The following is a 482-nucleotide window of genomic DNA, read 5'->3' on the forward strand; positions in this document are numbered from 1 at the left end:
TTTCCTGCGGCGCATTCCGCTCGACCCGATGTGCGAATGCGAGGGCACGGCGCCCGAGCAGATGTGGGAAACCCGCAGCTACGACAGCGACGCGGAGCGCTTTTCGGCCGGCGCCGACGTGTTCGACGTGCGCTCGCGCAACCGACAGGAGGGCCTCGATGGCATCCCGTATCACCAATGATAGCGGCCGGGGTCGCGCGCGCGGCTTCACGCTCGTCGAACTGCTGGTGGTGATGGCGATCATCGCCGCCTTGACGGCCTTCGTCGCGCCCAACTACCTGAAGCAGGGCGACCGCGCCAAGGAAACCGTGCTGCGCCACAACCTGCATGCGCTGCGCGAGTCGATCGACGACTACCGCGCCGATCACGGCCGCGATCCCGATTCGCTGCAGTCGCTCGTCGATGGACGCTACCTGCGCGAGTTGCCGCTCGATCCGCTGACCGGCAGACGCGGCAGCTGGGTGCCGATGGAGGGCGAACTC

The 482-nt window shown here is 67.6% G+C and carries 1 protein-coding gene and 1 pseudogene; both read left to right on the forward strand.

Features of this window, described 5'->3' with window-relative positions; translation table 11 throughout:
- Window positions 1–181: pseudogene (locus HWX22_RS31515) on the forward strand (hypothetical protein); the annotation flags it as partial.
- Window positions 159–482, forward strand: a 324-nt coding sequence (locus tag HWX22_RS31520) for a prepilin-type N-terminal cleavage/methylation domain-containing protein (RefSeq protein WP_175917019.1), incomplete at its 3' end; no start/stop codon positions are given. The pseudogene HWX22_RS31515 and the gene HWX22_RS31520, both read left to right, overlap by 23 nt.

It is taken from the genome of Burkholderia sp. BCC1638 (assembly GCF_902833195.1).
GTDB classification, from domain to species: domain Bacteria; phylum Pseudomonadota; class Gammaproteobacteria; order Burkholderiales; family Burkholderiaceae; genus Burkholderia; species Burkholderia diffusa.